Raw genomic sequence first — 25,441 nt, forward strand, 5'->3', positions numbered from 1 at the left:
GAAACTTGAAACATTTTTAAACTTGAAACTAAAAATTAACCTAAGAAAGGATATCTGTAATCTTCTGGAGTTACAAAAGTTTCTTTGATAGTTCTTGGAGAAGCCCAACGCAATAAGTTCAATGCAGAACCTGCTTTATCGTTAGTTCCAGAAGCTCTTGCTCCACCAAATGGTTGCATTCCTACAACAGCTCCAGTTGGTTTATCATTGATGTAGAAGTTACCAGCAGAATTTTGCAATTTCGTTGTAGCCACCTCAATAGCATAACGATCCTGGCTGAAAACTGCTCCAGTTAAAGCGTACTCAGAAGTAGTGTCAACTAATTCTAAAGTTTCTTCCCATTTAGCATCTTCGTAAACATAAATCGTGATAACTGGCCCGAACAACTCAGTTTCCATTGTGGTATATTTTGGGTTTGTAGTTACAATAACCGTTGGCTCAATAAAGTATCCAACCGATTTATCGTAATTTCCACCAACAATAATTTCAGCATCAGCATCTTTTTTAGCTTGGTCGATATAACTAGCTAATTTGTCAAAAGAACCTTCGTGGATAACTGCAGTAATAAAGTTTCCAAAATCTTCTGGAGAACCCATTTTCATAGATTTTACATCAGCAATTAATTGCTCTTTAACAGCTGGCCATAAACTTTGAGGAATATAAGCTCTAGAAGCTGCAGAACATTTTTGTCCCTGGAATTCAAATGCTCCACGAGTAATTCCTGTAACTACTTGTTTTACGTTTGCGCTTGGGTGAGCGATGATAAAATCTTTACCTCCAGTTTCACCAACGATTCTTGGGTAAGTTTTGTAATTGTGAATGTTTGCTCCAATTTTAGCCCAGATATCTTTAAATACATGAGTTGATCCTGTGAAGTGAACACCAGCAAAATCACGGCTCGCTAAAACAGTATCTGTAATCATTAAAGCATCTCCAAAAACTACATTGATAACGCCATCAGGAACTCCTGCTTCTTTGAAAACATCCAAAATGATTTTAGTTGAAAATACTTGGCTGTCGCTTGGTTTCCAAACCACAACGTTACCCATCATAGCAGCACTTGCAGGAAGGTTAGCGGCGATTGCAGTAAAGTTGAATGGAGTAATAGCATAAACAAAACCTTCAAGAGGTCTGTATTCTACACGATTCCAAACAGAAGAATCTGATTTTGGCTGATCGTTGTAGATTTGAGTCATAAACTCAACATTGTAACGTAAAAAGTCGATTAACTCGCAAGAAGCATCGATTTCTGCTTGATGAATATTTTTAGACTGACCAATCATTGTAGCTGCGTTAATACGCGCTCTGTATGGTCCTGCGATAAGTTCAGCAGCTTTTAAGAAAATAGCAGCACGCTGTTCCCATGCCATATTTGCCCATGCTTTTCTTGATTCAAGAGCATTTGCAATTGCTTTTTCAATATGTTGTTTTTCAGCTAAATGATATTTCCCAACTACGTGTTTGTAATCATGAGGAGCTGTAATATTTCTTGTGTTTCCAGTTCTAATTTCTTCGCTTCCAATGTGTAATGGAACGTCGATTTGAGAATTCCACATTGTGGTATAAGCTGCCTGAACTGCTGCTTTTTCTGGTGAGTTCGGTGCGTATCCTTTTACAGGCTCGTTTACCGCTTTTGGTACATGAAAGAATCCTTTTAACATGGGATAAATTATTTTAAAATTACGATTTGTTTAATTTTTTACAAAAGTACAAATGATAATCTGAATTTATCACAATACAATATTAAAAAGTTGAATTTTAATAAGGGAATGATTTAGTTTCTAAAATAATCAATATTTAATTGCTTAAAATCAAAAAGATTTAGACAAAAAAATGTTTACTTGAATTTTGAAAAATAAAAAAAACAGAAACGAACCTTAAATTAGTTCAATGCAAAAGGAGCGCACATTCTAAAAGTAGGAACAATAACTTTGAATGTTTTAGTTGTAGTGAAATTAATCATATTAAAATGACCTTTCATAGCGCCATAAGGAGATGACAATAAACAACCAGAACTGTAAGTGTGGTTTTCACCTGGTTTTAAAACCGGTTTTTTTCCAATTACGCCTTCGCCGTCCACAATATCTAAATCATTTAAAGAATCAAAAATTTCCCAATGACGCGAAGTCAATTGTACTGAATCTTTACTGTGGTTTTCAATCGTAACTACGTAGCTAAAAGCAAAATGAATCTTGTAGTTTTTGAAGTAAGTACCTTCAAAACTAGTTAAAACTGATATTTTTATGCCTCTTGTAATCTGAGAAACCATACTAAAGTAGTATATATGTGTACGTTATAGTTGCAAATCTACGAAAAAAAATGATTGAAGTGAAAACGTTAACATTGTTTTAATTAACGATATTTATTGAGTTTCCGTTTCCTTTTCCGATCACTCTTTGATAACGATCAGAACTTTCTTTATAATAAACCAAGATGGTATATTCATTTTCAGTCTGATAAAAATTTCCATCAACAGCATTTTCATAATCAATATTACCTTTTTTATCTACTGTTCTGTATTGATAATTGGTAAAACCTTGTTTGATCATAACGGCTTTTTCGAAAATTCCTTTATCTGAATTATAATCCATTTTATATTCTGGTGAAAGGCTGTAATTGTTGAACATTCCGGCAATATAAATGTCTTTGTTTAATTGAAAAGCCGGAGCAGAAAGACTAAAATAAACCCAGGCATAATCGGCCTCGATTTCTTGTTTAAATCCGTTGATGTTTTTCACAACAAAATTTCCGTTTACATCTTCATAAACCGTATAAATTTGGTTGCCTCTTGCATGATTGGTGTATAAATAAGAACTGTAAACATCATTGTTCGAGCCCATTTTGGCGACATTGTTACTAGCTGCACGAATGTCTTTATTCTCAAAATATAAAAATTCATTGCCTCCCCAAAACTGTGTTTCTTTATCATATTTATATACCATTTGATTTCCAATAGTATATTGTGGTGGGACATTTTTAATGCTGGTTTTAAAATCTCCGTTTTGCAACAAAAGCACTTTTATGTTTTGCAAAGGTGTCTGAAAAACAATATCATTTGACAATATCGTAAATTCGAGATTTTGCTTAAAGTCAATATTGCTGAGGTTTCTTGTTCGTTTTACTAAACAGGCAACTGTTGAATGATTTTCGTATAAAACAAACTTTCTGGAAAAAACAACTTCCCGGTCTTCATTGAGAATTTTCAGCATATAATTACCTGAAATTCTAAGCTGAGTTGTAAATTGATTCGGAAAAGTTAATGTATAATGCGAATAGCCCTGAAGTGTATTAAATGAATTTGAATAATCAGTAATTCTTTGATTGTCAAAACCCCGAATGTAATCTGTTTTTGGAATGTCGGTCGGAATCCAATTATAATCACAATGCACCACTTCAAAATAATAATTTGCTTCGTTGCCAAATAAATCATCAAACTGAAATGAAAATACAGATCCTAATTCAAAAATCGGAACAACATTACTATCATTTTGAACAAATGAAGCCGTTTTTATGTTATAAGGAGGATCTATTTCATTTTGTACTTCCTGGGCTTTCGCCGAAGTAAAAATAAAGAGCAAGAGAAGGCTTTGAAATAAAAATTTTGGCATCGTATTACGTTGTAAGATTGTAAATATAAGAATTTTATTAAACGTAATAAGATGCCAATTTATTGGTTTTTGAAACAATTTATTATGAACCCAAAATATATTCTAAATTGCCTTCAATTTCATCATTAATATAGCTTTCTTCTAAAAGAGAATCGGATAATAATTTTTTGTTTTCCTGCAGTTTGATGATTTTTTCCTCAACTGTATTTTTCGAAATAAAACGAATCACATTGACTTTATTCATTTGCCCGATTCTGTGCGCTCGTCCAATACCTTGTTTTTCTGCAAAAGGATTCCACCAAGGATCTAAAAATAAAACATACGAAGCTTTGGTAATATTTAATCCAACGCCTCCCGCTTTAAGCGAAATAAAAAACAACAACGGATTTTCTTTTTCCTGAAAACGTTTTACTTCTTGTTCTCTTTTACTTGCTGGAGTTTCTCCTGTAATTTCGCAAAATTCTATTTTATGTTCTTTACACCAATCGGTATAGAAAGTCAAATTCGTAACAAACGAACTGAAGATGATTACTTTTTGTTTTGCTTTGACTAAATTTTCAAGATAATTAGTAACGGCAATATATTTTCCCGAATCAATTTCAGATTCCTGATCAACCATTTTGGGATGATTACTCAATTGTCGCAGTTTCATCAAAGTATTGATAATGCTGATTTTATCTGGACTTGAGTCGGTTTTAAGCAAGAAATTACGAGCTTTGGATTTTTCTTTCTCGTATAATTTTTCCTGTTCAGGATCCATATCACAATAGTAAATCTGCTCCGTTAATTCTGGTAAATCTTTTAAAACCTGTTCTTTGGTTCTTCTTAAAATATAAGGAGCGATGAGGTTTTTTAATTCGCTTAAAACTTCTTCATTCTGTTTTTTCTCAATAGGATTTTTGAAGTTTTCAATAAAGAAAGCATAACTTCCTAAGATCTCCGGATTGATAAACTGCATTTGCGACCATAAATCGTCAAGCGAATTTTCGATCGGCGTACCACTCAAAGCAATTTTATGCCCAGTACTGATTTTATTTATGGCTTTAAAAATCTTGGAATTTTTGTTTTTGATGTATTGACTTTCGTCCAAAATCAAATAACGGAAATCGTATTTTTCTAAAATAGAAATATCACGATGAATGATGCTATAGCTTGTAAAAATTAAATCGGTTGAATTTATTCTGCTTGCTAATGATTTTCGGTCATTGCCAACATATTGCATTTTAGAAAAGTGTGGCGTAAACTTTCCAGCTTCATTAAACCAGTTAAAAACCAATGAAGAAGGTAAAACAATCAAAGCTTTTAATGGCTCTCTTTCAATAGTAGTTTCATTGGCAAACAAATCGAAATTGGTTGTTTTGGTTGTAAAACCTAATTGTTCCTGCACAGAAACCAAAACTGATAAAGTCTGTAAAGTTTTTCCAAGTCCCATATCATCAGCAAGGCAAGCTCCCATATTGGAATTAAAATGCTTCAAAAGCCATTTTACTCCATCAACCTGATAAGGCCTTAAAGTTGCTTTTATTAAATCTGAAGCTGTAAATTCAGCTTGATGAATTTGGTCTAAATCATTGTCAATTTCTGAAATTCCGTCTAAAGCAGTGAAATTGCTTTTGCGCAAAAGTAACGCTCCGTTTTCTGTTTTGGCCAATTTTGCCAAAGAACCATATTTGCTGAACCATTCTAACGGAATCAAAAAATAGTTTCCGTCAGGCAATTGGAAAAGCCTTTCCTTGCTTTTTATATTCGGAATAATTTCACTGAAATTGATTTTGTAATTGCCAATCGTAATGATGATTTTGATGTCGAACCAATCTGCTTTTGTTTCTTTTGCAATCGAAATTGTATTGCTTTCTGTAATGATTTCTTTGCTTTCGAGTTTTAAATTTTGAATGGTAAAACCTAAACTTTCCAGTTTTTCTTTATTATCAATAATGAGTTGGATATTAACATAAGGATCAGAAGTTTCAGCGTCTGATTTCAATCCAAATAATTCGTTTTTGATTTTTTCTAAACCAATTTCGAGCAATTTATCGGTATATGAATTTTCATCTGAGCTTCGTTTAAATTGAATTATTCTCGGCTCGTTTACTACACTAAAATCAACAAATGAATGTGTCTTTTTGATTTTGCTTCCGTCAAAAACATATCCGTTATAATCAAAATAAAGATTGAGATAATAACAGTTTTTAAAGAAATCAAAAACAGGCTGAATCGTGCAGGAAACGATTTGATCGCGAAGTTCGATTTCAAAACCATTGGCATCAATGTCGATTTTTTTAGCAATTTCCGGAATGAAATTCTTAAAATAATCATCAACCAATTTTGAAGGAATTTCAATTGATTTTTTCTTTAAAAAAGGCGTCAGTTTTTTAGCATTTAATTCTTTTAACTGCCCTAGTTTTTTATCAATAATTAACCAGCCTGGTTCATCTAAAAGAATGTCAGCACTTTTGTTCATTGGCAAAAAAGTATTTTCATTTTCTTTTAATGAAAGAGTGTAAGTGATGCCTTCAGCGTGTTTGTCGAATTGAATTTGAGGGTCAAAATCTAATGGTTCTACGCTAACTCTTGAACGATAAAAATCTTTTTCGGGTCCTAAATTAATAGATAAAGGAAATTGTTCCTTTACTATTAAATCGTAAAACGGACTTAAATTGATTTTTAAATGCTGGCGAATGGCAAAATCAATTTTGGAATCTTTCTGCAAATCGGCAATCGTTTTAGCGGATTTGATTTTTGCTCCGAATTTTTTGAAAATAAATTCGGGTTTTAAAGATTCGCAAATGTTTAGAATTCTTTTTGAATTTGGATCTAAATTTTCGAAGTCAATTCCGAAACTTTCAATTATAGTTTTTGTTGCTTTTTTGTTCAGATATTTGATTTCGCTGGTATTTTCAACAATGTATGCTGTTGGGATATAAGCATTCAGATTTTTTTCAAAACTGATGTCAAAACAGAACTGAAATGATTTTGTAGGTTCCAATGTTTAGGGATTTGGTTAGGCTTGTATTTTGGGAATTGGGCTAAAAAAATAAAGAGTTTTCAAAATATCAATAATTTGAAAACTCTTTGTAAATGAACTTATATGGTGAAAAAATTAGTTTTCCTGTTTAAAGCAAAGCGGAATAATTTCGCCTTTTGCCAAACAGTATTTTTCAACTAATTCTGGTGCAATTTTGTTAGTGTAATCTTCTTCAATTACAATAAAACCAATACTTCTTAATTTATCGAAATAATCGCGTCCGTAAACACGAACATGGTCGTATTGTCCGAAGATTTTAGCACGTTCTTTTTGATCTGTAATCGAGTCATCTGCAAACGTAACTTCGCGTGATAAATCTTGTGGAATCTGTAAAATTGCCATTCCGCCTGGTTTTAAAACACGATATAATTCCTGCATCGCTTTTGTGTCGTCTGGAATATGTTCTAAAACGTGATTACATAAAATAACGTCGTATTCGTTGTCTTTGAAAGGTAAATTACAGATATCTGCTTTTACATCTGCCAAAGGCGAAAGCAAATCGGTTGTAGTGTAATCTAAGTTTTTTTGCTTGCGGAATCTTTTGTAAAAAGCTTGTTCCGGAGCAAAATGCAATACTTTTTTAGGCGCTGTAAAAAAATCAGTCTGATCGTTTAAATACAACCAAAGCAAACGGTGTCTCTCTAAAGAAAGCGTGCTTGGTGAAAGCACGTTATTACGTTGTTTTCCGTATCCGTAAGGCAGAAAAGATCTAAAACTTTTTCCGTCGATAGGGTCAGTATATTTACTTCCTTTTAAAGATAATGCTAAAATTGGTCGTGCCACATAACTCAAACGAATTAATAATGGACGCGGGATTGTATTAAGTACAAGTTTAAATAATTTTTTCACAAGAATAGATTCGGGTTGTTTTTATTATAGAACCAATGGCACTTTTCTGAATTCATCTTCTTCATTGCTTTCGATTCCTAAAGCTTTGTAGATGTATTGAAAAGTCGATAATAATTCTGGTTTTCCATCAACTAAGGCAACGTCATGCTCAAAATGCGCACTAGGTTTTCCGTCAGCAGTTAAGATTGTCCAGCCGTCTTTAAGTTGTTTAATATTTTTGGTTCCCATGTTGATCATTGGCTCAATTGCTACAACCATTCCTTCAACAAAAAGCTTTCCACGTCCGCGTTTTCCGTAGTTTGGCATTTCTGGTTCTTCGTGCATTTTTTGCCCAACACCATGTCCAACCAATTCACGAACCACTCCGTAACCGTGAGCTTCAGTATATTTTTGAATCGCATTTCCAACATCTTCAACGCGATTTCCTGCTTTAAATTCTCTAATTCCAACGTAAAGAGATTCTTTTGTTACTTGCAAAAGTTTTTTCACTTCTGGCGCAACTTCTCCGATTTCGAAACTGTATGCGTGATCGCCGTGATATCCATTTTTGAAAGCACCACAATCCACAGAAATAACATCACCGCTTTTTAGAGGCGTATTGTTAGGAATACCGTGAACAACTTGAGCATTTGGACTCATGCAAAGGGAATTCGGGAAATCGTACAATCCAAGGAAACTTGGAACCGCACCATGATCGCGAATAAATTCTTCGGCTAATTTGTCAAGATATAATGTAGTAACTCCTTCTTTAATTTCAGAAGCAATCATTCCTAATGTTTTAGATACGATCAAAGCACTTTCGCGCATTAATTCGATTTCCTCTCTAGTTTTTTGGATAATCATATTTTTCCCATTTTCAGTTCGCAAAAGTACAATTTTTAATTAAAATTTTTCGCCACGAATTCACGAATTATCTCAAAACAAAATTTTTAAAAAGCATATTACACAAATCAATTAATTAATTTTTAAAAGAAATTCGTGAATTCGTGGCTGTTTAAAGTACAAGAACGAGCAATTATCTCAGAAAAAAGCCATAAATTAGTAGTAAAATGTCAAAATCATGGAAATTTCGACGGATCAGGATATAGCAAAAGTAAAAGCATTAAAGAAAATGAAAGCAACAGCTTTGTCGCTTTTAGGTTTCGCGGTGCTTCTTTTTATAATTGCAATTTATTTTAAAATTCCGATGTTGCAGGCTTTTAGTGAAGCAGCAATGGTTGGAGGAATTGCCGATTGGTTTGCTGTCGTAGCGCTTTTTCGTCATCCGATGGGAATTCCGATTTGGCATACCGCAATTATTCCGACCAAGAAAAATGAAATTGGAGAGAATTTGGGAAATTTTGTTTCGGAAGAATTCCTGAATCGGGAAAAATTAGAAATTAAACTCGATGAATTCAATTTTGCAACCAAAGCTTCTGATTGGATTTCGCAAGAAGAAAATGCAAATACAATAGCCAATGTCGTGGCAGTAAATATTATTCCCGGCATTTTAAGAACGATAAAAGATGAAGATGTCAAGCGGTTTATCCAAGTGCAGTTCAGAGAAAAAATGGAAGGGATTAATTTTGGAAATTGGGTTGCAGTTGCTTTAGAACCTTTGCAAAAAGGAGAATTAAAAAATCAAATGCTGACGAATCTTCTTGAGGTGATGAGCAGTGAATTGACTAACAATAAAGATTTAATCAGGCAAAAAGTAAAAGCTTCAACACCGTTACTAAGTTTTGGTCTTGCTGACAAAAGTATTACAGAAGGAGTTTTTAATGGTTTGCAGGATTTTTTAAATGAAGCCAAAAAACCTGAAAGTGCGGTGCGTTTAAAGATTGATGAGTATATTTTTAACTTTCTGGAAAAGGTGAAAAACTCCGAAGAAATGAGAGTTAAAATCAACGATATGATTTTGGGATTTGTTGGAAAAAAAGAAGTTCAGGATTACATCAATGGCATTTGGGATGAAATAAAACTTTCAATAACCAATGATTTAGATAAGGGCGATAATTCTTCGATTAAAAACAGTATTTCAAACTTAATTCAGACTTTTGGAAACGGAATCAAAGAAGATCCAATCATGATTGACAAAATCAATAATTTCATTAAAAATGATATGCTTTCGGTTCTTTTGAATAATAAAAAAGTAATTGGAGATTTAATTTCATCAACTGTAAAAAGCTGGGACGGAAAAGAAGTTTCTGAAAAACTAGAATTAGAAATAGGGAAAGATCTTCAATACATCAGAATCAATGGAACTTTAGTAGGAGGAGTTATTGGACTTGTTATTTATGGCGTTGAGCAGTTGTATCACTTACTATCAGTTTAGTGCCGAAAATTTCCAAAGCTTTAATTCCTTTATAAAATAATTCTCGCAAAGTCGCAGAGACGCAAAGTTTGAATTTCTTTGCGGCTTCGCGTCTTTGCGAGATTTTTTTAAGTTCTGTTTAAATGAACTTATATCACTTATATGGTTTAAGAGATTACAGAAGCGAATGACAAGTCATTGCATTTGGTTGTGCTACTCCCATCAATTCTAAAATAGTAGGAGCGATATCACCTAAAACACCATTTTGGATATTTTTCAATTCTTTGTCAACTAAAATAATCGGCACTGGGTTTGTTGTGTGCGCCGTATTTGGAGATCCGTCAGGATTGATCATCGTTTCGCAGTTTCCGTGATCGGCAATTACAATTGTAGTGTAATTGTTTGCAAGAGCAGCGTCAATCACTTTTTTCGCGCAAGCGTCAACTGCTTCACAAGCTTTAATTGCAGCTTCCATAATTCCGGTGTGTCCTACCATGTCTCCGTTTGCAAAGTTTAAACAAACAAAATCAACTTCACCTTTGTTTAGTTCAGGAACAAGAGCATTCGCAAGTTCGTAAGCGCTCATTTCAGGTTGTAAATCGTAAGTAGCAACTTTTGGTGAGTTTCTTAAAATTCTTGATTCGCCTTCAAAAGGAGTTTCTCTTCCGCCAGAAAAGAAAAATGTCACGTGTGGATATTTCTCCGTTTCAGCAATTCTGATTTGTTTTTTACCCGCTTTTTCTAAAACTTCACCAAGTGTTTCTGTAATATTATCTTTATTGTAAACCACTTTTACGTTTTGATACGTTTCGTCGTAGTTTGTCAATGTTACATAATACAAGTTTAGTTTATGCATATTTTGTTCGTGGAAATCCTGTTGCGAAAGTGCTTCAGTAAGTTCACGTCCTCTGTCTGTTCTAAAGTTGAAGAAAATTACAACATCACCTTCAACAATTGTTGCAAGTGGTTTTTCGGTTTCGTCAACAATAACAACTGGCTCGATAAATTCGTCAGTAACATCTTTTTCGTAGCTCGCAAGAACACTTGCAACAGCGTTTTTAGATGGAGTTCCAACTCCGTTTACAACTAAATCGTAAGCTAATTTTACACGTTCCCAACGTTTGTCGCGATCCATTGCATAGTAACGACCAACGATTGAAGCGATTTTTACTGGAGTATCTTTAATATATTCATCCAAATCATGAATGTATTTTGCTCCAGATTTTGGGTCAACATCACGTCCGTCTGTAAAAGCGTGAACATAAACCTGATCTAAACCATATTCTTGTGAAGCATCAATTAAACCGCGTAAATGAGAAGTATGAGAGTGAACACCTCCGTCAGAAACTAATCCTAAAAAGTGTACTTTTTTATTGTTTTCTTTAGCATAAGTAAAAGCATCAATCAAAACTTGTTCTTTCGCAAGTGTTTTGTGTGCTACAGCTAAATTTATTTTGGCTAAATCCTGATATACAATTCTGCCGGCACCAAGATTCATGTGGCCAACTTCACTGTTTCCCATTTGTCCTTCAGGCAAACCAACATTCAATCCGTCAGTTCTTAATTGAGCGCTTGGGTAATTTTTGTAAAGACTGTTTATAAAAGGAACATTTGCATTGTCTATTGCAGATACTTTAGGGTCAGGAGATTTTCCCCAACCATCTAAAATCATAAGGATAACTTTTTTGTTCATTACTTTTTGTTTTCTACAAAGATAAGTCATTTCTATACTTTGCAAGAAGACCGCGATACATTTATATTTAATAAAATGAAGCGTATTAAAAAATAATAATTTAATTAAAGAAGGACTTTTTTTTTAAAATTAATTCACGCTAAGCTCTTTTTCTGATCTTATTTTTGACAGCATTATAGTCAATAAAGTATTTGACACTTACTGAAAAAACATGTTTTAAAGCGTCATTATTTAGCAAGGCCGTCACGTTATCTTTGAATTGCTTGTCGATAATGCGTTCAAAATTGTCGGCATTATTGCGATATAACACAGAAACCTGACTTCCTGGAGCAAACCACCATGAATAGGATAAATCAGCATTCCAAGAATAAAAACTTGAATTTTTGTTATCAGTATATTCAGGATAAGGAGTTAAAGTGCCATCTTGCTCCAATTGTAAAATAGCTAAATTTTCGGCATACGACCAATATTGTCTAACCGATAAATTAAAAGTCATTGTACTGTTTAAGGCGTATTTTCCGCCAAGAGTATTAGAATAAGTAACTACATTTCGATTAGCAAAAACAATATTGTCTGGCGTACTTTCATTGTCATCTCCATCTACATTGTCAATATATCCTTTGTTATTGTTTTTTCTGAAAAAACTAAAATAATAAGTTAATAATAATTTGTCATTAAAACGATATCTCGGACCTACATCAACTCCATACGCCATTCTTCCAGGTTCGTCGGCAATTGAGATAGAAGGATTTAAGTCTAATGCAAATTTATTATTGTAATTAGTCGAAAGACTTGCCCAAGATTCAAATTTTCTTGGAATAATTACATATCGGTTATCAGCTCGCGGTTCATAATAATCATGTGATTCCATTGGATAAACTGTAAATCCCATACCGAAATAATGATTTTTTACAGTGGTCAGGTTTACATTCACATTAACGCTGTTGTCTTGAATTAGTCCAGATTCTTTATTGAATTCGGCATACATATTATAGTTGACTCTAAAACTATTGAAAAGCTTCGTTGGATTTAGAATTCTATAATTGGCATTTCCATAAAAGTTGTAATAATTAGTATAAAAATTGATTCCGAGATCATTAGGATCATAGCCTTTCGTCACAAAATCAGAACCAACGCTGTAACGATATTTCCCGCTTGTTTCAGCAAAACCAATGGTTGTATAAATACCATTTTTATCTTCTTCCATGTTGATATGGCTGTATTTTGCATTTCCGTATAAACTGTAGGTATTTGCTTTTGTGTTTAAATCCCAAGCCAGACCGGTTACGTTCGCATCTCTGTAATGGGCATTTCGGGTAACATTTGTATTGATAAAAGTAACGGATGAGTTTTTTCGAAAACGCTGATCAAGAACCAAAACATTATAATTAGTCAAAGGTTCAACAATTGCGGTTCTAGTAGCGTTTGAAATCGTATCTTTTATTGTTGCATAGGTTTTTTCGGTAACAGCATTTAAAACGCCAATTCCTAATCCTCCTTTAGTTCTTCCTGAAACTTTCAAAGCATTAATAAGATTAACGTTTTGAACATTTTCAATGATTTTTTCATTATCATTTAAATCGGGATCAATTGAAGGACTTCCTCCGATTCTTCGAGAATAAAAGATATTTCCTTTTTTGAACAAATCAGTTCCTTCTGTAAAAAAAGCACGATTTTCATTAAACTGCTGTTCAAACGGACTAAGATTCAAAATTCGATCGTCGTATTTTGTTTGACCAAAATCTGGAATCAAAATGGCGTCAAGTGTAAAAGCATCATTAATTCCGTATTTAATGTCCATGCCACCTTTCATTTGGCCATATGTTTTTTGGCCGTCGGCTGCGTTTAAATAATAAGATGCATACGGCAAAAAGAACAATCGAGTAGGAGGTTTGATGTTTTCAATTCCGGCCAACTCTCCATTTTGTTGGGTAAAAGTTCCAATTTTGGTATCAATTAAATTCCAGGTGTATTTTTTGCGTTCACGTTTTACTTCTCTAAAAAAGTTGATTCCCCAGGTTTGTTTGTTTTCTGCAGAAAAACGAAGCGCTGCATACGGAAGTTTAATTTCGACAATCCAGCCTTTGTCTGTAATACGGGCTTTACTCAGCCAGACAGCATCCCAGGAATAATCTTCTCCAATTGCGTCTGTCATAATACAATCGCCCTGAACGTCGGCAGCAGAAACAAAAAACTCAAAATTTTGCTGTCCGTCATTAAAGCCATTTACAAAAACGCCAAAAATATCGGCAGTTCCAAAATTATCGCGCTGTGATATTTCTTTTAAAATTTTATTTGGCTCATCATCATACATCATGGCGCCAATATAAATAGCATCATTATTATAAAGAACTTTTATCTCCGTTTTTTTTCCTTCCGGAATTGGTTTGCCGTTATCCGGCTCAAACATGATAAAATTTGTTGCAATTGGCGCATTTTCCCAAGCAGCTTCATCTAGTTTTCCATCAATTGAAATGGACTCCACAGTAGATTGAGCCTGAAGAACTTTCTTTTGGCTATAACTCCAAAAAGTGGATAGAAGAAGACTTAAAAAAACTAATTTTTTCATGAAATTATAATAGGAAATAAAATGAGCAAAATGTTATTACTGCAGTAATAGACTTCGGTTTGTTTTAATTGTTACAGTTTTAATTGCCAAAAATAGTGTTTAGTTGTATTTTCTTTAAGAAAAGGATCAAAAACATTTGGATTTTTCAAGTGGTAAATATCTTACAAAAAAATCAGTTTTTCGACTAAAATGCAAATTTTTTACTATTATTCTGTTAAAATTTCAGTAAAAAAGCACGGATTCACTGTGTTGAGTTTCAGAGGCTTTAATTTTTTTATATTTTTGCCCTACCCAAATTTAAGTATTAACCTAAAGAAATTCAATGATTTACAAAATTTATCCCTTGTTTGTGTTTTTCCTGTTGTCTTTTGGTAAAGATTCAAAAAGCACTCCCGAAATTAAAACTACAGCAACAAAAAGTATTGCTAAAGTTGCAAAACTTACAGTTGATGCTAAAATTGAAAATGTGTATGACAATTTAAACGCAAACCATTTTCAGTTGCCAGAACTTAAAACTTTTTCTGAAGCTTTGAAAGGATTTTACCTTTTAAAAGAAAGAGGAGTAGTTCAAAAAGACATTTTAACGCTGATTGATTTTAGTATGTCATCAAATAGTAAACGCCTTTGGGTGATTGATTTGTCAACTAATACTATTTTGTTTCAGTCGTTGGTAGCTCATGGAAGAAATACCGGAGAAGAATTTGCTTCTTCATTTTCAAATAACAATTCGTCTTATAAAAGCAGTCTTGGTTTTTATGCCACAGGCGAAATTTATCAAGGAAAACATGGAGCTTCATTACGTCTGGATGGATTAGAAAGAGGATACAATAGCAATGCTCGTGAAAGAGGAGTGGTAATGCATGGCGCCGATTATGTGTCAGAATCTTTTATAAGAAATCACAAAAGATTAGGCAGAAGCCAAGGCTGTCCTGCTATTCCTTTTGAATTGAGAGACGAAATAATTGAAACAATAAAAGGTAAATCGTGTTTGTATATTTATCATCCATCAAGAAGTTTCTCGATGGAAGAAAGGCTAATCTCTTAATTTAGCATACAAATCCGAATCCAGATTATAAATATCAGCTCTGAAAATGAGCTGATTTTTTTTGCTCCAAGCTGTCCAGTACCATTGATATAAAGCATATTTTTTTGTGATCTTGAAACTCATTGTTTTTTTAGAAGCAATTATAGTGTCAATTTTCACTTTTGAAAATCGCACTGTATCGTTTAAAATATGTTCAGCCAGTTCTAAAGGATTTTCTATTCGAACACATCCGGAACTTAAAGAACGGTTGCTTCTTCCAAAATAGTTACGATGATTGGTATCATGCAAATAAACACTATGATGATTTGGAAATAAAATTTTCATAACGCCCAATGAATTAGTGTAGCCGGGACTTTGCACGTATCGATAATTGTTAGGTTTGTTTTCGTTCCAGGAATTTGGCTCAACAACATTTCCTGAAGTATCATATATAGTAATGTTTTTATTGGCTAAATAATTACGATTACGCTTCATTGCCGGAACAACATCCTCTTTTAAAATAGTCGGCGGAACTGTCCAGGTTGGGTTAAAAACGACTGTTCTTAATGTTGATGTTATAATAGGTGTTTTTCTTTTGCTGGTTCCAACAACAATATTTCTAACTAAGGTAGTATCTTGCTCTTCAACCACATTTAAGCTGTAATCCGGAATGTTGATTATGAAATAATTTTCGGCAAAATCAGCTGTAAACCATCTCCAACGTTCTAAATTGGCAATGATTTGTTGTTTTCTTTTTTCTTTGGAATAATTGAGCTCTCTGATTGTTCCCTGACCAATAACTCCGTCAGAAGCTAAGCCGTGTCGTTCCTGGAATTTTTTAATTGACTCAAATGTTTTTTTGTTGTAAATGGTAGTCAAACTGTCTTTTCCAGTCATATCTCCCCAAAACAGCAGTCTTTTTTTGATGTTGATTAGCGCAGCATTGCTCTCGTTTAAACTTATTTTTTTTGTCAAAGAATCAGTAGTTATTTTTTCGATATCATCATCTGGAAAAGTATCAATGATTTCTAGCGCTTTAAGCAATTCTTTATAAGTTTCTGATTTTGGCTGAATGTTGTCTACAATGCTATCTAATTTATTTTTGTTGAAAGCTTTAATAAGAACATCATTCACGTCAAGAGTTTTTTCGTCCAAATCCCAATCTGTGTATAATTTCTTAGGGTCTAACTTTCCCTTGAAAAGATGATTTAGATATTTTTCAAAATTATAAGTCAGTAAAATGTCATAAGTTGCTAATTCGGTATCGTTAAGCAGACTAATTCTTTTTTCAAATTTTTGCAATTGTTCAGCTTTGTAATCTTCTGGTTCTAAGCCTAATTTATCCGAATTTTGCAATTGTGATAAAACATAAGTTCTTTTTTTTAGATTTCCCCAAACTGTTTTATTTTCAGATGAACTATAAAATTGTTTAAGTGTTTCACTTTTATATGAACCAATTATTGCCGTATCAATTTCGACTGATCTTTCATCTGTAAGAATAATTGCCGGAGCCTTTTTTTTGACAATAGGAATGATTTTCGGCTCTTCTTTTTTACAACCGATAAATATGCATATTGCCAAAAAAAAGTAAAGTTTCTTCATTTTATAATTTTTTATACATCAAATAGTGTTCGCCAACATCTTTAATATCAAAAGCCTCACCCAGAGTCTGATAATTCATTTTTTTATAAAAGCCAACAGCTGCGGTTCTTGCATTAAACCAAATCAAATCAACTTTGTTTTCATTACAGTAAGCTTCGCAATATTGAACTAAAGCTTCTCCAAAACCCTTTTTTTGATGCGTTTCTAAAACGGCCATCCCGCGAATTTGAGCTTGATTTTTTTCGGCAAATATAGAGTTGATTTGTGAGAATAACGAAATAATTCCTGTTAAATTTTCGTTTTCAAATAAGCCAAAATGATGTGTTGTCTCTAAATCGTCTCCTTCAAAGATACAGCTTTCGATAGGTTTTCCTGCTCTTAAAACAGGTTGACGAACGATATAAGTTTCTTTTGATGGGATTTCTTTAATAATACTCATGGTTTTTTTTAATTTTTTTCAATTTATAACTTTTTAATTTTAAATGGGTTATAAATTATTGTTGATTTTTATTGATTTTTTTTGCCAAAAAGCTTGTTTTGAACTTAACTTTCTTTTTATATTTGCACCACCAATGCGAAAGTAGCTCAGTTGGTAGAGCTCCAGCCTTCCAAGCTGGTTGTCGCGAGTTCGAGCCTCGTCTTTCGCTCTAAAAATAAATAATTTTTAGATTTTTATTTTTTTAGAAATTAAAATTATTTATATTTGCACCCTGTTAATGCGAAAGTAGCTCAGTTGGTAGAGCTCCAGCCTTCCAAGCTGGTTGTCGCGAGTTCGAGCCTCGTCTTTCGCTCTTCAAAAGCCTCAAACATTGTTTGAGGCTTTTTTGTTTTTATTCCTTTTTAAAACCATATAAGTTATATAAGTAAAGTAAGTTTTTGTTAAAGCTTTAATTTAATGAACTTATATAACTTATATGGTGGAAAAATTATTTCAAAGTGCTTAAGTCGCTTTCGGTTTCTAATTCAACCGGGGTTTCGTTTTGTTTGAATAAGCGCGCCGTAAGATTTCCTTTCAAAGTGATTTTTTCTCCTTTTACTTCCAGCCAGCTTCCTTCTCTTAAGCCTAAAACAGGAATCGAATTGAAAGCATGAAATTCTTTAATTCTGGTTTCGCGCGTTTCTCCCATATGTTTTGATTGTAAATCTGGATCTAAATAATGCGGATTTAAGTTGAATGGAATTAATCCTAAAGTTTGGAAGCTTGGAGGATAAATAATAGGCATATCGTTTGTAGTTTGCATTGAAAGACCACAAATGTTGCTTCCGGCACTTGTCCCTAAATATGGCGTTCCGTTTTTAACGGTTTCAGCAAGAAGTTGTATGATATTGTGTCTATATAATTGTGTTACCAATAAAAAAGTGTTGCCTCCGCCTGTAAAAATTCCTTCTGCATTTTTAATAGCTTCTTGAGCATCTTCAAATTCGTGAATTCCTTTTACGGTAATATTGATTTTTGCAAAAGCTTCAGAAACTTTTTGAGTATAATCGTCATGTGAAATGCCGCTAGGACGAGCATACGGAATAAATAAAAGATTTTTGCAATTTTTAAAATGAGATTGTAATGTTGGTAATAAATACTCTAAATAACTGCCTTCGTGGAGAGTAGAAGTGCTGGCAATAATAACGCTTTTCATAATTTTTAAAATCAGATTCTGTATGCTAAAGATATTAAAAACTCTGAGTTCGATGACGATTCCCGAAGTTTAATTAACATATTTTTACCAAGTTCTTAATACTAAATTTGGAATACATTAAGATATTTTTACGGCTTTAAGAATAATTTTAAATTTTCATTATTTTGATAAATAAAATTGCTTGTTTTTTACTTGTTGTTTGGGGGCAAAATGTTAGCTCGCAAGTTCAGGAACGAACTTTAATCAGCGGAAAAATCGCTTCCGGAAATTCTGATCTGGAAGGTGTTTATGTGGTTAATGCTCAGACTGAAGCAATGACTGTGACTGATGCTTTAGGGAGTTTTTCGATTTTGGCAAATGCAGGTGATACGCTGGTTTTTTCATCAATTCAATTTAATGAAAAGAGAATTTTATTAACTGCGGATAATTTTTCGGATATTAATTTTACTGTTAGATTGAGTATGGTTATGCATCAATTACAGGAAGTTGTGGTTAAAAATTATAATGGAATAAATGCGGAGTCACTAGGGATTGTTCCATACGGACAAAAAACATATACTCAGGCTGAAAGAAGATTGCATACGGCAACAGCTTTAAATCCTGAAGCGAACAGTAGTAATGGTATGGCAGGAGGATCTATTTCGGCAGATCCATTGCTGAATTTTTTCTCAGGAAGAACAGCAATGCTTAAAAAAGAAGCCGAAGTGGAGAAAAAAGAGGCTTTTATGAAGCTTTTGGAGCGAATGTTCAGTTTAGAACATTTTGTTGACCGATTGAAAATTCCTTTGGAATACGTAAAAGGTTTTGAATATTATGCGATTGAAAATGATAAGTTTACCATTATTTTAAATTCAAAAAATAAAACATCAACCGAATTTTTGCTAGCAGAATTGGCTACTAAATATAAAGAAATGATTGCAAGTGAAATCAAATAATACTTTACATATAATCTTCTTTTTGTTTTTGATTCAGTTTGGTTTTGGGCAAAATTTGGTCAGAAAAGAAATTCTCGGGCAAATTTTTGAGCAATCAACTTCTGTTGATGGCGTGAATATTATCAATAATACAACACAGGTTTCGACAATTTCAGATGTAAACGGAACGTTTTCTATTGCTGTTAAGGAAGGTGATGTGCTTGTTTTCTCATCTGTAAATTTAGATCCGCTTAAACATAGAATTACTGCCGAAGATTTGGTTCTGGATAAACTTCAGATCAAAATGTCGGCTAAAGAAATTGAGTTGAAGGAGGTTGTTGTAAATGAAAATCCCTCTATTACTACTGAAAACCTTGGAATTGTTCCTTATGGACAAAAAACGTACACGCCTGCAGAGAGAAAGGTTTACACAGCCACTTCGACCTCAATTGATAAAATATTGAATAAAATTTCTGGACGTACTGCAATGCTTAAAAAAGAAGTGGTTGTGGAGAAAAAAGAAATGCTTTTCAGGAAATTAGAATATCTTTTTGAAGAGAATTATTATACGGAAAGATTGAAAATTCCTGCCGATGACATCAAAGGATTTCAATTATTTTGTGTGGATGATGCTCAATTTGCCGTATCTTTGAATACAAAGAACAAAACAATGAGTATGTTTTTAATCACAGATTTAGCCAGAAAATATTTAATTATCCTCGAAAATGAAAAATAGTTTATCAGTATTCGTTGTTTGCTTGTTTTGTCAAATTGCATTGGGGCAAAATACGGCCAGGATACCACTTCATGGACAAGTGGTAAATACATCATTATCAATAGAAAGTGGTCATGTAATGAATATTAATGCGAACACCAGAACGTTTATAGGCGCTGGAGGATTGTTTGATATTCTGGCAAGACCAAAAGACACTTTAGTGTTTACTGGAATGGCTTTTCAGTCCAAAAAAATTGTGCTGACTGAAAAAGATTGTGCTGAAATTCTTTTTACTGTATCATTGGATTTGGTAAACAATCAACTGAAAGAAGTTGTTGTTCATAAAGAATTAAAAGTTAAATCATTGGGAGTAGGGTCACAGGCAATTGTGGATATGCAGTTCGAAGATGACAAACAGTCGACTGCGAAAAATACGGCCATGTACTCTGATCAGACTATTAAATACGGAACTGATTTTGTTAGAATCTTTAAAGATGTCAAAAAACTTTTGAGGAAAAAAGACGATGTAAAAGAAGAAGAAATATCAGATATTGCTTTTGTTGCTTACACCAAAGATAATTTCAAGCCTGATTTTTTTACTAAAACCTTAGAATTAAAAGAAGACGAAATAGATTTGTTTTTAATGTATTGTTCTAATGATCCAGAATCTAAAAGACACGTTAATCCTGATCAAAAATTTGAATTGATTGACTTTTTAATCAATAAGAATAAAGAATTTAAAAAATCGAACGTTGTTCAAAAATGAAAAATAGATTAATTTATCCTTTAATTGGGATATTGTTTTTATCGCTTTCCGCATTTGCATTTCATAAGTTTTATATGGGTGTTTTTCAGGTGAATTATGCCTCTGAAAAAAAAATGATTCAAATCACTTCCCGCATATTTGTAGACGATTTGAATAATGGAATAGAAAAAAAATACCATAAAAAAACATTCATCGGTACAGAAAAAGAGACTCCGGAAGATGTTGAACTTTTGAAAAAATATTTAGCCGAAAACTTTATTATAAAGGTAAATGGTCAGCCAAAGGCAATAACTTTTTTATCTAAAGAAGTAGAATCCGGAGATGTTTTAGTTTGTTATTCCAGAATAAAAGACATTGATAAATTCAAGACGCTTGAAATTCAAAACACTATTTTAGTGGATTGGAACGCTGAGCAACAAAACATTACACATATTTCAGCATTCGGTACTAAAAAGAGTGTTCTTTTTACAGAATCTTCAAGGAAAGAAGTGTTAAAGTATTAATGGAAAGTTGAAATTATCATTTTAATTGTTATTTTCACACCCTGATAAAATTACCATTAAACTTTTATGAAAAAACTTTCATTATTATTACTTTTTCCTGCAATGCTAGTTGCTCAGGAAAAAGCAAATACTCCAGCAGCTCCAAGACAGCAAGGAAAGTACGATACAAATAAGTTCAGTCAAATGTATGATTTGCTGGCAACTCCAAATATGTTTCGTACGGCATCTGGAGCACCAGGACCAGCGTATTACCAACAGCAGGCAGATTATAAAATTGATATCGAACTAGACGATAAAAATTCGAAAATAACAGGTTCTGAGGTTATTACTTATTCTAATAATTCACCAGATAGTTTAGAATATTTATGGATTCAGCTAGATCAAAATCAGGCAAGAGCAAATGGGCAGACTTCTTTAGCAGAAGGAGAAAAGCTTAATCAGGTTTTGCCGCTTGAAGGATTTGCGAATAAATATCTTAAAAAAGATCTAGAGCGTGGTTTTAATATTGAGCAAGTAAAAGATGCTAAAGGAAATCCGATGTCTTATACCATCAACGAAACGATGATGCGTATTAACTTGGCTACTCCTCTAAAACCAGGTGAAAAAATCTCTTTAGCTATAAAATGGTGGTACAACGTTAATAATTATAGAAAAGAAGGCGGACGTTCTGGTTATGAATTATTCGAAAAAGACGGAAATAAATTATATGTAATTGCACAGTTCTATCCTAGAATGGCAGTTTATAATGATGTTGAAGGTTGGCAAAATATGCAGTTTTGGGGAAGCGGAGAGTTTGCTCTTCCTTTCGGAAACTTCGACGTAAATATTACAGTTCCTGCAGATCACGTAATTGATGCAACAGGAGAATTAATGAACAGAAGCGAAGTTTTCACTGCTGAGCAAGTTAAACGTTATGAGCAGGCTCAAAAATCTTTTGACAAACCTGTTGTAATTGTAACTCAGGCTGAAGCTGAGGCGGCTGAAAAAGGTTTTTCTGAAAAGAAAAAAACTTGGAAATTCAGTGCAAAAAATGTTCGTGATTTCGGAATTGCATCTTCAAGAAAATTCATCTACGATGCAATGGCGGTAAAATTAGGCGGTAAAATTGTTATGGCCGAATCTGTTTATCCAAAAGAAGCGAATCCGCTTTGGGGAGAAACTTCAACTATGACAGTTGCACATACTTTAAAAAGCTATTCATCTCACACATTTGATTATCCTTATCCAAAAGCAGTTTCTGTTTCGGCAGAAGATCAAGGTATGGAATATCCAATGATTTGTTGGAACTTCGGTCGTCCTGATGAAAATGGAGTAACAAGCAAAGAAGTTAAAAACGGAATGATTGGTGTTGTTATTCACGAAGTAGGACACACTTTCTTCCCAATGATTGTAAATTCAGACGAGCGTCAATGGACTTGGATGGATGAAGGTTTAAACTCGTTCTTAGAATATTTAGCAGAACAAGAATTAGATCCAACTTTCCCATCAAGACGCGGACCTGCTAAAAATATTGTTCCGTACATGAGTGGTGACCAAAAGTTTTTAGAGCCAATTATGTCAAACTCTGAAACAATTGCTCAATTTGGAAATAACGCTTACGGAAAACCAGCTACAGGTCTTAATATTTTAAGAGAAGTGGTTATGGGAAGAGAATTGTTTGATTATGCATTCAGAACATACGCAAACAGATGGAAATTCAAACACCCAACTCCAGAAGATTTCTTCAGAACAATGGAAGATGCTTCAGCTGTTGATTTGGATTGGTTTTTCAGAGGATGGTTTTACTCAACTGATTTCGTAGATATTGGGATTAAAGACGTAAAACAATATTATGTTTCTGAAACTCCAACGGCTGATTTGAAAGATGTTAAAGTTAGAAAAGGACGTTTTGGTTTAGACAAAGGACCTTTTGTTTACTTAGTTTCTGGAGATAATGCAGAAGTTAACGCTTCTAGCAAAAAAGCATTAAAAGTTGATGACGTAAAATTATTATCTGATTACGTAAATCAGTCTTTTACAGCAGAAGAAAAAGCAGGTTTAAAATCTCCGAAATATTTCTACGAAGTTGAGTTCAATAAACCAGGAGGAATGATTATGCCAATCTTAGTGGAGATTACTTACGAAGATGGTTCAAAAGATAATTATCAGTATCCAGCACAAATCTGGAGAAAAAATAATGATACAGCTAAAAAAGTTTATGCGACTTCAAAAGCAATCAAAAGTATTCAGATTGATCCAAAATTAATGACTGCTGATATTGATGTAACCAACAATGCTTGGCCAAAAACAGAAGAAAAATCAAAATTTGACTAAGAATAAAAAAAAAAAGACTCTGAAAAGAGTCTTTTTTTTTTAAGTAAATTTTAAAACTCTACGCGGCAAAATTTAATATCTTTGTGATCACGTAAAAATAAAAGATATGTTCGGTATAGGAGGAGGAGAATTAGTTTTCATACTGTTTATAGTGCTAATGCTTTTTGGTTCAGATAAAGTGCCAGAAATTGCCCGTACAATGGGAAAAGCTATGGCGCAATTAAAAAATGCAACTAACGATATTAAAAGCGAGATTCAAAAAGGAGCCGAGGCAAATGGTCTTGACACCAAATCGCTTAATAGTATAACAGGCAATATCAATGCTCAGATCAATGAGGCAAAATCCAATATCATAGGAGATTCAGGAAATCTTTTAGGAGATACTGCCACAGAAATTGATAAAGTAAAAGAAGATATTGATTCACTTTCGGGACCTATAAAACGTCAAATGTAATATGCTTGAAAAAATACAAGAATTAGATACCAATCTCTTTGTGTATCTGAATGGTTTAGGTTCTGAAACATACGATAAACTTTGGCTGATTATAACACAGCAGTTGTATTGGACTCCTATTTTTCTATTGATGTTTTATCTTATTTATAAAAAAATAGGAGGAAAACAAACCTTGTATTTATTGCTTTTTATAGCCGTTTTGATTGCTTTTACAGATCAGACTTGTAATTTATTCAAACATACTTTTGAGCGCTTGCGTCCATGTAATAATCCTGAATTAAAATCGATTATTCGTATTGTTCAGGTTAGACAATCGTATAGTTTTTTCTCTGGACACGCTGCAAATACTATGGCCGTTGCAACTTTTTTATTTTTGGTTTTAAAAAGCCGTTTCAAGTATTTAGGATTTATCTTTTTATGGCCGTTAATTTTTGCTTACAGCCGTATTTATTTAGGATTGCATTATCCAGGTGATATTTTGGCTGGATATTTCTTCGGAGCACTTTTTGGGTCACTAATTTATTTGGTTTATCGAAAATTAAAACCACAATATTTTCCGGGATAGTTTTTTAGGAGCTTTTCCAGCTTTCCGTTTCAAGTCCTCACTAAACAAAATATTTTTCTAAACCATAAAACGAGCTTCCGTTGGTCGCTGTTTTTTGGTAAGAAAAATTATTTTTTTAGTTCCGGGCTTTTCACTTCAATCTGGGCTAGGACTCGTTTTATGGAGAATTAATTTTGGATTATTGTTTTTTCACTCCATTCTAATCCATTAGGAAGTTTTTGCTTACTGAATTCGATATGAATAACTCTTCGTCTTTCATTATTTGTGGTTTTGTTTGAAGCATGAAACAATAGCGGTTTCATAATCATAATGCCACCTTTTTCAACTTCGCAAATACTTTCTTTCTCTTTTTTGAAATCAAGATTTTCAATTCTCAAAATTCCTTTTGAATGAGAATTATTGATGACTTTTAAAGCGCCATTGTCTTTTGTTGTTTTGTCAATATGAATTCTGATAGTGAAATTGTTTTCTAAAATTTCAGTAGGAGGCTGTACTGCAAATTGATTTTGCTTTATTGTCCAATTTTCGAAATTTTCAACATCAATTTTCTTATCAACTGAAATTGTCAAATCTTGATGATAAGCAACAAACCAATTTGATTTTTCAGGCTTGTCAAAATAAATGGATTTGGTTATGAAGTATCCTTTTCCAAAGGTTGTCTCAATAATGTTCTGCAAATTTTGGTTAAAAATATAAGGCAATGTTTCAGGAATTTCTTTATGAAATTGTCTGATAGCAAATAAATCCTGAGATTTCCTGAAAGTGTCATTTTCAGGATTGTTTTCTGTTTTATTTTCAATCAATGAAATTAGATTTTCAATTTCATTTTCTGTAAAAACATTATTTATTATTGAGTAACCCTCATTTTCTACTTCGTTTGAATACTTCATCTAAATAGATTTTAAAAAATGTAA

General features: G+C 33.1%; 21 protein-coding genes and 2 tRNA genes. 11 read left to right on the forward strand and 12 right to left on the reverse strand.

Translation table 11 applies throughout. The features are described from left to right. Window positions 1-35: 35 nt before the first annotated feature. The 6 genes from pruA to map form a co-directional block, all read right to left on the reverse strand. Entirely contained in the window at window positions 36-1,661 is a 1,626-nt protein-coding gene (pruA, locus tag GQ47_RS18625) for an L-glutamate gamma-semialdehyde dehydrogenase (RefSeq protein WP_035651692.1), read from the reverse strand. A gap of 221 nt (window positions 1,662-1,882) precedes the next feature. Further along, the gene (gene apaG, locus GQ47_RS18630) at window positions 1,883-2,269 is read right to left on the reverse strand and encodes a Co2+/Mg2+ efflux protein ApaG (RefSeq protein ID WP_012023834.1); all 387 of its coding nucleotides are present in this window, start codon (window positions 2,267-2,269) and stop codon (window positions 1,883-1,885) included. Window positions 2,270-2,348: 79 nt separating this feature from the next. Continuing rightward, on the reverse strand, window positions 2,349-3,608 hold the full coding sequence (locus GQ47_RS18635; RefSeq protein ID WP_035651693.1) for a type IX secretion system plug protein: 1,260 nt from the start codon (window positions 3,606-3,608) through the stop codon (window positions 2,349-2,351). 82 nt (window positions 3,609-3,690) lie between these two features. Beyond that, a complete protein-coding gene (locus GQ47_RS18640) occupies window positions 3,691-6,594 on the reverse strand; it encodes a DEAD/DEAH box helicase (protein WP_035651695.1) in 2,904 nt (967 codons plus the stop codon). 114 nt (window positions 6,595-6,708) lie between these two features. Continuing rightward, window positions 6,709-7,482, reverse strand: a complete 774-nt coding sequence (locus GQ47_RS18645) for a class I SAM-dependent methyltransferase (protein WP_035651697.1) — start codon at window positions 7,480-7,482, stop codon at window positions 6,709-6,711. Between the two features lie 24 nt (window positions 7,483-7,506). Next, the gene (gene map, locus GQ47_RS18650; RefSeq protein WP_035651698.1) at window positions 7,507-8,325 is read right to left on the reverse strand and encodes a type I methionyl aminopeptidase; all 819 of its coding nucleotides are present in this window, start codon (window positions 8,323-8,325) and stop codon (window positions 7,507-7,509) included. A gap of 217 nt (window positions 8,326-8,542) precedes the next feature. On the opposite strand from map, the gene GQ47_RS18655 reads away from it, so the two are divergent. Further along, window positions 8,543-9,796 (forward strand): DUF445 domain-containing protein, encoded by a 1,254-nt coding sequence (locus GQ47_RS18655; protein WP_035651700.1) that lies wholly within the window; start codon window positions 8,543-8,545, stop codon window positions 9,794-9,796. A gap of 154 nt (window positions 9,797-9,950) precedes the next feature. Here the strand turns inward: GQ47_RS18655 and gpmI are convergent, their stop codons facing one another. Both gpmI and GQ47_RS18665 read right to left on the reverse strand, forming a co-directional pair. After that, window positions 9,951-11,468, reverse strand: coding sequence for a 2,3-bisphosphoglycerate-independent phosphoglycerate mutase (gene gpmI, locus GQ47_RS18660; protein WP_035651701.1), 1,518 nt, complete (start codon window positions 11,466-11,468; stop codon window positions 9,951-9,953). Window positions 11,469-11,607: 139 nt separating this feature from the next. After that, window positions 11,608-14,037, reverse strand: a complete 2,430-nt coding sequence (locus tag GQ47_RS18665; protein WP_035651703.1) for a DUF5916 domain-containing protein — start codon at window positions 14,035-14,037, stop codon at window positions 11,608-11,610. A gap of 322 nt (window positions 14,038-14,359) precedes the next feature. Here GQ47_RS18665 and GQ47_RS18670 point away from each other — a divergent pair, with 322 nt between their 5' ends. Beyond that, window positions 14,360-15,082 (forward strand): murein L,D-transpeptidase catalytic domain family protein, encoded by a 723-nt coding sequence (locus tag GQ47_RS18670; RefSeq protein ID WP_035651705.1) that lies wholly within the window; start codon window positions 14,360-14,362, stop codon window positions 15,080-15,082. Here GQ47_RS18670 and GQ47_RS18675 read toward each other — a convergent pair. Beyond that, window positions 15,071-16,663, reverse strand: a complete 1,593-nt coding sequence (locus GQ47_RS18675; protein WP_035651706.1) for a L,D-transpeptidase family protein — start codon at window positions 16,661-16,663, stop codon at window positions 15,071-15,073. The genes GQ47_RS18670 and GQ47_RS18675 overlap by 12 nt on opposite strands. 1 nt (window position 16,664) lies before the next feature. Then, on the reverse strand, window positions 16,665-17,102 hold the full coding sequence (locus GQ47_RS18680) for a GNAT family N-acetyltransferase (protein WP_035651708.1): 438 nt from the start codon (window positions 17,100-17,102) through the stop codon (window positions 16,665-16,667). Window positions 17,103-17,237: 135 nt separating this feature from the next. On the opposite strand from GQ47_RS18680, the gene GQ47_RS18685 reads away from it, so the two are divergent. Next, window positions 17,238-17,310 (forward strand) — tRNA-Gly (locus tag GQ47_RS18685). A 71-nt stretch (window positions 17,311-17,381) separates the two neighbouring features. Next, window positions 17,382-17,454 (forward strand) — tRNA-Gly (locus GQ47_RS18690). Between the two features lie 135 nt (window positions 17,455-17,589). Here GQ47_RS18690 and pepE read toward each other — a convergent pair. Next, window positions 17,590-18,297, reverse strand: a complete 708-nt coding sequence (gene pepE / locus GQ47_RS18695; RefSeq protein ID WP_152561055.1) for a dipeptidase PepE — start codon at window positions 18,295-18,297, stop codon at window positions 17,590-17,592. A 164-nt stretch (window positions 18,298-18,461) separates the two neighbouring features. Here pepE and GQ47_RS18700 point away from each other — a divergent pair, with 164 nt between their 5' ends. From GQ47_RS18700 to GQ47_RS18730, 7 genes are all read left to right on the forward strand, one after another. Continuing rightward, window positions 18,462-19,232, forward strand: coding sequence for a carboxypeptidase-like regulatory domain-containing protein (locus GQ47_RS18700; protein WP_152561056.1), 771 nt, complete (start codon window positions 18,462-18,464; stop codon window positions 19,230-19,232). Next, window positions 19,219-19,947, forward strand: a complete 729-nt coding sequence (locus tag GQ47_RS18705; RefSeq protein WP_035652072.1) for a carboxypeptidase-like regulatory domain-containing protein — start codon at window positions 19,219-19,221, stop codon at window positions 19,945-19,947. Before GQ47_RS18700 ends, GQ47_RS18705 begins: the two co-directional genes overlap by 14 nt. Continuing rightward, the gene (locus GQ47_RS18710) at window positions 19,937-20,692 is read left to right on the forward strand and encodes a hypothetical protein (protein ID WP_035651712.1); all 756 of its coding nucleotides are present in this window, start codon (window positions 19,937-19,939) and stop codon (window positions 20,690-20,692) included. Before GQ47_RS18705 ends, GQ47_RS18710 begins: the two co-directional genes overlap by 11 nt. Then, window positions 20,689-21,195 carry a DUF6702 family protein gene (locus tag GQ47_RS18715; RefSeq protein ID WP_035651714.1) on the forward strand — a complete coding sequence of 169 codons (507 nt, stop codon included), beginning with the start codon at window positions 20,689-20,691 and terminating at the stop codon, window positions 21,193-21,195. Before GQ47_RS18710 ends, GQ47_RS18715 begins: the two co-directional genes overlap by 4 nt. Before the next feature lie 66 nt (window positions 21,196-21,261). Continuing rightward, on the forward strand, window positions 21,262-23,508 hold the full coding sequence (locus GQ47_RS18720) for a M1 family metallopeptidase (RefSeq protein ID WP_035651716.1): 2,247 nt from the start codon (window positions 21,262-21,264) through the stop codon (window positions 23,506-23,508). A 106-nt stretch (window positions 23,509-23,614) separates the two neighbouring features. After that, window positions 23,615-23,962, forward strand: a complete 348-nt coding sequence (locus tag GQ47_RS18725; RefSeq protein ID WP_026730602.1) for a Sec-independent protein translocase subunit TatA/TatB — start codon at window positions 23,615-23,617, stop codon at window positions 23,960-23,962. A gap of 1 nt (window position 23,963) precedes the next feature. Beyond that, window positions 23,964-24,527: a phosphatase PAP2 family protein gene (locus GQ47_RS18730; RefSeq protein WP_035651718.1), complete on the forward strand. Its 564-nt coding sequence runs from the start codon at window positions 23,964-23,966 to the stop codon at window positions 24,525-24,527. Window positions 24,528-24,694: 167 nt separating this feature from the next. On the opposite strand, the gene GQ47_RS18735 is transcribed toward GQ47_RS18730, so the two are convergent. Then, window positions 24,695-25,417 carry a phytanoyl-CoA dioxygenase family protein gene (locus tag GQ47_RS18735; RefSeq protein ID WP_035651720.1) on the reverse strand — a complete coding sequence of 241 codons (723 nt, stop codon included), beginning with the start codon at window positions 25,415-25,417 and terminating at the stop codon, window positions 24,695-24,697. Between the last annotated feature and the right edge of the window lie 24 nt (window positions 25,418-25,441).

It is taken from the genome of Flavobacterium sp. ASV13, from assembly GCF_000745775.1.
In the GTDB taxonomy this organism is placed as follows: Bacteria; Bacteroidota; Bacteroidia; order Flavobacteriales; family Flavobacteriaceae; genus Flavobacterium.